Raw genomic sequence first — 6,841 nt, forward strand, 5'->3', positions numbered from 1 at the left:
AAGGAGTTGCTTTATGGGGAACAACATTACAAACAAACGAATTGATGAGTTAGATTACATTCGTGGCTTTGCGCTACTGGGAATTATTTTAGTAAATATTCTTGCACTACTTAACATTAAAATTCCAGATCCTAATACAGTAGATGCTAGCTATCAAAGGTTTCTATACTTATTTGTAGAAGGTCGTTTCTTCTCGATTTTCTCATTCTTATTTGGAGTGGGATTCTATATCTTTATCTCGAGAGCAATTGCAAAAGGGAAAAATGGATATGTTCTATTTTTACGCCGTCTAGTTGCGCTATTTATTTTCGGTTTGCTTCATTACATGTTTCAGCCTGGCGAAGCGTTAACGTTATATGCAATCTGCGGGTTAATCGTTTTACCATTTTATAAAGCGAAAAAAGAAGTGAACTTAATAATTGGTCTTATTTTGACAATTGCTTTTAGTGTGATGGGCGTTAAAGAACTATTACCACTTGGCTTAATTTTATTAGGTCTTGCTGCAGGGCAATATCGTGTATTTGAAAACCTCTCACAAAACATAAAGAAAGTCGCTATTTTTACAGGTGTTATGTTCGTTTTAAGCGTCGTAGCTATATGGTATCAATATGGGCATGTTCCTGCTGAGCCATTTGTAAATATGATAATTATGACTGAGGATGGAACAATGGATGCTGCAGGTCAATTCTTAAAAATTGGTGTTACAGTTGGACCAATTATTTCAGCTTTCTATGTAGGAGCATTAATTTTATTACTTCAGTTAAAACTAGTTCAAACATTGTTAGCACCACTCAAATACTACGGTCGTATGGCATTAACAAATTACATTGGACAAACGGCAATGATTTTAATTGCTGGTAGCGTATTTCACTTCGCAGAAAACTTAACATACATGCAGACGTTATATGTATGTATCGCAATTTATGCAATTCAAATTGTGTTTAGTGTAATTTGGATGAAAATCTTTAAAATGGGTCCGTTAGAATGGATTTGGCGTGTTATTACGTATTGGACGGTAACGCCTTTAAAAAAATAAAGAGAGAAGTGGGCTGTTCCTTTCGCGGAACAGCCTATTTTTATTGTCATCTTTTGTCGATAAGTCGATATATTTTGAAAATCGCTGATAAAAGTGTAAGAACCGCTGATATATTTGAAAAATCGCTAATAAAATTTCATTTACCAATGAAGTTGATCAAAAAGAAAAAACGAACCTTACGCGCGCACCACTTCTATCTTACAAAAGTGTAAGGTAATTGTAATGTTAACAAATAGCAGTTCATCTCCAAAAGGCGCAAAATAGGTAATGGAAAAACAAGCGTAGGAGGATATATATGACGAAACCAGTTGTAGACGTGAAAAACGTTCAAAAAGTGTACGGTAAAAAAGGTGAGAACCAATCACATGCATTAAAAGGTGTATCATTCTCAATTCAAGAGGGTGAGTTTGTTGGGATTATGGGACCATCTGGTTCTGGTAAAACGACATTATTAAATGTAATTTCAACGCTAGATAAAGCAACGGGCGGCGTTGTTGAAATTGCAGGAACGGATATTACACAAATGAAGCAAGGTGAGCTTTCAGATTTCCGTTCACAAAAATTAGGATTCATCTTCCAAGACTTTAACTTATTAGAGAACTTATCTATTTACGAAAACATTGCACTTCCACTTTCTCTTCAAGGTGTCTCGTCGCGAAATATTGGGCCAAAAGTAGAGAAGGTAGCAGATATGTTAGGCATTTCAGCAATACTTCAAAAGTATCCATCTGAAGTATCTGGTGGACAGAAACAACGTTCAGCAGCGGCGCGCGCACTTGTACATGAGCCTGCAATTATTTTAGGGGACGAGCCAACAGGAGCGCTTGATTCTAAAAATGCAACGAGTTTACTTGATGCGATGACAAACTTAAATAAAGATCAAGGTGTATCGATTATGATGGTTACACATGATCCGTACAGTGCAAGTTACTGTCAGCGTATTTTATTCATTCAAGATGGTGAGCTATATAAAGAAATTCACCGCGGTGGTACACGTGAAGAATTTTATAAAGAGATTTTAGATGTGCTTGCAGACTTAGGCACACAAAAAGCGTAAGAAAGGAGGCTCCAGTATGTTATTTAAACTTTCCATGTCAGGACTGAAAAGTAAGCTGAAAGATTACATCGTCTTACTTGTCGGCCTTGTCATGTCGATTTCAATTTTTTATATGTTCCAAACGTTAGCGCTGAATAAAGCGTTTATCGAATCTAACTCAGTTATTCAATCGATTGGATTTGTATTCCAAGCAGGTTCATTTTTACTCGCTATTATAACGTTCTTCTATATTTTATATGCGAACTCTTTCTTATTATCTCTTCGTCAAAAAGAGTTTGGTATGTATATGATGTTAGGAGCAAAAAAACATAAAGTTACATTACTTATGTTTATCGAAACAATCGTATTAGGCGCTGCGTCTCTTGCGATCGGTATTACAGTTGGTGTAGGACTTGCAGAAGGTATCGGTCAGTTATTAATGAAACAATTAGAATTTGCTGGTGAAGGCTATAAAGCATTTTACCTTCCATCAATGACTGTTACTTGCATTTTCTTCTTCGCACTATTTGTATTATCAGCAATTATGAATAGTATTAAGTTATCACGTATTTCTGTATTGCAACTTGTACATGCAGATGCACAAACAGAACGTGTTGCAGTAAAAGGGAAAATGACAGGCGTAGTTGCATTCCTTGCGGTTATTTTATTAGGAATTGGCTATGCATCAATGATTTACATGGAAAAACTAAGAGAAATGGGAATCCTTATTGCATTAATTACAACAACAGCTGGTACTTACATGCTATTTGGATCACTTCTTCCGGTTATTATTAAAAAATTAAAAAGTAATAAAAAACGTAGTGAAAAAGGGCTTAACGCTTTTACATTTGCACAATTAAATTTCCGTATTAATAGTTTAACAAAGGTACTTGCAACAGTAGCAATGTTAGTTGCGCTTGGAGCCGGTGCAATTTCAGGTGGTATGGCGTTTAAAAATAACGTTATAAAAATGGTTGATGGTTTCGTAATATATGATTCAGTAGTTCATAACCCAACAGCTGAAGAAAAGAAAATTTTAGACGGTATTACATTTAAAGAGAAAAGCGAATATCGTTACAAAGTGGATGATAAATACGTTTACTATGTAAAAGAGGATTTAGAGAAAAATCGCCCTTTAGTAAAAGATATGGCAAATATGGAGTCGATGAAGGATTTAGTGAATACGAAGAAAGTTTCAGAGGAACTACCAGTAGGTGCAGTTTCTAGAGAAATGAATGAGAAAGATGCGAACGCTAAAGAACTTCCACAAGAATGGGTTGATGCTTTTAGTACAATTCATCCATATTATATATATGAAGATCATGCAATTAAAATTGTAGATCAAAAAATGTACGATGGGATGAATGGTAAAGAAGGTATAGCATTTATCGGAAAAACAGATGATTTCTTAACATATACAAAAGAATGGAAAAAACTTGACGAGTTGCAGCTAGATAAATATAAAAATGTAACAGCTGAAAGAATGAACAGTAAATATCAATCTTACGATATGTTCTACGGAGTTGCGAGCGGAACAGTATTTATGGGCTTCTTCCTTGGAATTGCTTTCTTAGCAATGATGGCAAGTTGTTTAATGTTTAAAATTCTTTCTGGTGCATCAAAAGATATTACGCGTTATCAAATGCTTCGTAAAATCGGTGTGCGCCGTGAATTATTAACGAAATCCATTTATAAAGAGTTATTCTTAGTCTTCCTATTCCCAGCAATTGTAGGTATCGCCCACGTATTAGTTGGTATGAATATTTTCGGATTTATTTTAATGGATCCTTACTTCCGTATTTGGGTACCAATCGTAATTTTCGTAGTAATTTATGCGATTTATTACTTCATTACAGTTCAATTGTATAAAGGAATTGTTCTTCCGAAAGAAGATTAATACGTAAAAAGCCGAGTGAAAATGCTCGGTTTTTTATATTTTCAGAAAAAAACACTTTAATGTTACTGAAATATATAATAAAATGTAAATAAGTAACATAATATGTGAGTATCAGCAATCGAAAAGTGAAAGGAGGAATCCACTCTAATAGAAAGAAGCTGAACTTGTACCCCCTATTTTTCTACCCACACGACATTTGTACAATCATAAATTTCCAAATGAAAAATTGTCAGATCTAAGTCGTATATTGTGAAAATAATGGATAATACATGGAAATCCTATAGCATGATAAGGTAAAATGAACAGGATAATGAGAAAATTACCGTTCATAAGATGAGGAGAATACATGTATGGAAGTTGTAGAGGCATTAAAAGATATAAGCCAAATTGAGGCTATGAAAAAGTATTTAAAAGAGCATTCACAGCGAGATTATCTTTTATTTGTTATTGGAATTAACACAGGATTAAAGATTACTGAGCTACTTAGTATGAAATTTGAAGAGATATTAAATGAAGATGGAACTGTTAAAGAGTTTTATTCTCTTCCTGTGAAAGATGAAAAGTTTAAACAAGATATTTATTTAAATACAAAAGTAAAAGAAGCACTTTTAGAGTACGTACAATCTATTGATGTGAAAAGAGAAAACTACGTATTTCAATCTAATAAAACGAAAAATTCAATTACACGTCAACAAGCGTATCGTGTAATTCATAATGCTGCTGAAGCGGTTGGGATTGTTGGTAAAATCGGAACAAACTCAATGAGAAAAACGTTTGGATTTCATGCATACAAAAGAGGGATAGCGATTGCACTATTGCAAAAGCATTTCCATCACGCAACGCCATCAGAGACGCTCAAGTATTTAGGAATCTCAAAAGATGAAGAATTTAAAACCGAGATTGATGTTGATTTGTAAAAGCCGTAACTAAAAACTTTAGGAGGCGGGAATATGAATATTCGAGAGAGTGAATTACCGGGCATTGGATGTAAGTTTGAAGTAATTACAAAAGGTAATGAAAAGCTGGTTATTGTTATTCACGATGATGGCCGAAGAGAAATGTATCATTTTGATGCAGATCATGATGAAAGTATTTCAAGTATTTCTCTTCGTGATTCGGAAGCGAGACAAATTGCAGCTATATTGGGCGGAATGGTATATAGACCACAAGCGTTAGACACGATTGAGATGGCTTTTGAAGGATTATCAATTGAATGGTTTAAGGTGGAAAATCATGCACCAGTCGTACAAAAAACAATTGGTAGCTTACATGTCAGAAAAACATATAATGTAACGATTATTGCTATTTTAAAAAAGAATATGAAGAAATTCTTTAATCCAGGTCCAGACTCTATTATTGAAGCTGGCGATATGCTCGTGTTATCAGGCGCGAGACATGAAGTGAAAAGAATTATTAATGAATTGCTTTCATCAGGAGGTGATTCATAATCGATGGATACTTTAATCTTTGAAGTTGGAACTGCGTTAGTATTAGTAGCTTTTGCAGCTATCCTCGCTGCGAAGTTAAAGTTCTCGATTATTCCGTTTCTCATTATACTCGGTATGTTAGTGGGGCCTCATGCCCCCGATCTAGGACTTATCGATTTAAGGTTTATTGAAAGCGGAGAAGTTATTTCCTTCCTCGGCCGCGTTGGCGTCATATTCCTCCTATTCTATTTAGGTTTAGAATTCTCAATAAAAAAATTAATTAAATCAGGAAAATCAATTGCTTTTGGGGGGACTGTCCACATATCACTTAATTTCATATTAGGTTTGCTTTATGGATATGTTATGGGCTTCCCCTTATTAGAGACGTTAATTATTGCTGGAATCATTACAATTTCATCGAGTGCAATTGTTGCAAAAGTAATTGTTGATTTAAGAAGATCTGGTAATAAAGAGACTGAATTAATATTAGGAATCATCATGTTTGATGATATTTTTTTAGCTGTATATTTATCAGTCGTTTCAGGGTTAGTACTCGGTGGTGCCACATCATTTGTAGGTGCTCTTACATCGGTGTTAATTGCAGTAGGATATATGCTACTATTCTTTGTAATCGCTAGAAAAGCTACGCCGTTTTTAAATAAAATATTAGATATTTCCTCAAATGAAATTTTTATTATCGTAATATTCGCTATTTTATTCTTCGTAGCAGGATTTTCAGAAACGATTCATGTCGCTGAGGCAATTGGAGCGTTATTGTTAGGACTCGTCTTTTCTGAAACAGAGCATAGTGATCGGATTGAGAAGCTCGTCGTCCCATTCCGTGATTTCTTTGGAGCCATATTCTTTTTCAGCTTCGGTTTAAGCATAGATCCGTTTTCGCTTGGAGGAGCAGTGTGGTTGGCATTAGGAGCAGTTTTCATTACTCTAATCGGCAATTTTACTGCTGGAATGGTTGCGGGACGTAAAGCCGGGTTATCCCATAAGGCTTCTACGAATATAGGTTTAACACTTGTATCACGCGGGGAATTTTCTATTATTGTAGCGAATATCGGCATTGCCGGTGGCTTAATGGCAGCGATTAAACCGTTCTCTGCTTTATATGTTTTAATATTGGCATCGTTAGGACCGTTATTAACGAAAGAGTCTGGGAGAATATACTCTCTACTAGATAAGGTATTTAAATGGAGTGCTAAAGAACGTGCAAAGCGAGAAAAGGAAGTTGGATAGTATAAAGAGGCTGCATGAACTTCATGCAGCCTCTTTATATATTGTTATTGTTGTCATTTTTTGTCGGTAAGTCGATATATTCTAATAATCGCTGATATATTGCAAGTTGCGCCGATATAATGATGATGTATAAAAGTATGTGTAAACATTTTTAGGCAAAAAATAAGGCAAAGTACCCCCTAGGTTTATCCAGAACC

Annotated in this window: 6 protein-coding genes; all 6 read left to right on the forward strand. The window is 34.9% G+C overall.

All coding sequences use genetic code 11. The annotated features are described in order from the left end of the window. The first annotated feature begins 13 nt into the window (after positions 1 to 13). On the forward strand, positions 14 to 1,036 hold the full coding sequence (locus FH036_RS26040; RefSeq protein WP_000527721.1) for a DUF418 domain-containing protein: 1,023 nt from the start codon (positions 14 to 16) through the stop codon (positions 1,034 to 1,036). Positions 1,037 to 1,331: 295 nt separating this feature from the next. Further along, complete coding sequence (locus tag FH036_RS26045) at positions 1,332 to 2,093, forward strand: ABC transporter ATP-binding protein (protein ID WP_000165859.1); 762 nt, start codon at positions 1,332 to 1,334, stop codon at positions 2,091 to 2,093. Positions 2,094 to 2,109: 16 nt separating this feature from the next. Then, the gene (locus FH036_RS26050) at positions 2,110 to 3,969 is read left to right on the forward strand and encodes an FtsX-like permease family protein (protein WP_000897781.1); all 1,860 of its coding nucleotides are present in this window, start codon (positions 2,110 to 2,112) and stop codon (positions 3,967 to 3,969) included. 350 nt (positions 3,970 to 4,319) lie between these two features. Next, positions 4,320 to 4,886 carry a tyrosine-type recombinase/integrase gene (locus FH036_RS26060; protein WP_000454214.1) on the forward strand — a complete coding sequence of 189 codons (567 nt, stop codon included), beginning with the start codon at positions 4,320 to 4,322 and terminating at the stop codon, positions 4,884 to 4,886. A 33-nt stretch (positions 4,887 to 4,919) separates the two neighbouring features. Continuing rightward, positions 4,920 to 5,417, forward strand: a complete 498-nt coding sequence (locus tag FH036_RS26065; RefSeq protein WP_001026039.1) for a cation:proton antiporter regulatory subunit — start codon at positions 4,920 to 4,922, stop codon at positions 5,415 to 5,417. A 3-nt stretch (positions 5,418 to 5,420) separates the two neighbouring features. Continuing rightward, entirely contained in the window at positions 5,421 to 6,644 is a 1,224-nt protein-coding gene (locus tag FH036_RS26070; protein WP_000380186.1) for a cation:proton antiporter, read from the forward strand. Positions 6,645 to 6,841 lie beyond the last annotated feature (197 nt).

It is taken from the genome of Bacillus sp. CD3-5 (assembly GCF_006349665.1).
In the GTDB taxonomy this organism is placed as follows: Bacteria; Bacillota; Bacilli; order Bacillales; family Bacillaceae_G; genus Bacillus_A; species Bacillus_A paranthracis.

Bases quoted from the DNA above. Each gene is read 5' to 3' on its own strand.
- FH036_RS26045 (WP_000165859.1), top strand. From the start codon at position 1,332: ATGACGAAACCAGTTGTAGACGTGAAAAACGTTCAAAAAGTGTACGGT.
- FH036_RS26050 (WP_000897781.1), top strand. From the start codon at position 2,110: ATGTTATTTAAACTTTCCATGTCAGGACTGAAAAGTAAGCTGAAAGAT.
- FH036_RS26060 (WP_000454214.1), top strand. From the start codon at position 4,320: ATGGAAGTTGTAGAGGCATTAAAAGATATAAGCCAAATTGAGGCTATG.
- FH036_RS26065 (WP_001026039.1), top strand. From the start codon at position 4,920: ATGAATATTCGAGAGAGTGAATTACCGGGCATTGGATGTAAGTTTGAA.
- FH036_RS26070 (WP_000380186.1), top strand. From the start codon at position 5,421: ATGGATACTTTAATCTTTGAAGTTGGAACTGCGTTAGTATTAGTAGCT.
- FH036_RS26040 (WP_000527721.1), top strand. From the start codon at position 14: ATGGGGAACAACATTACAAACAAACGAATTGATGAGTTAGATTACATT.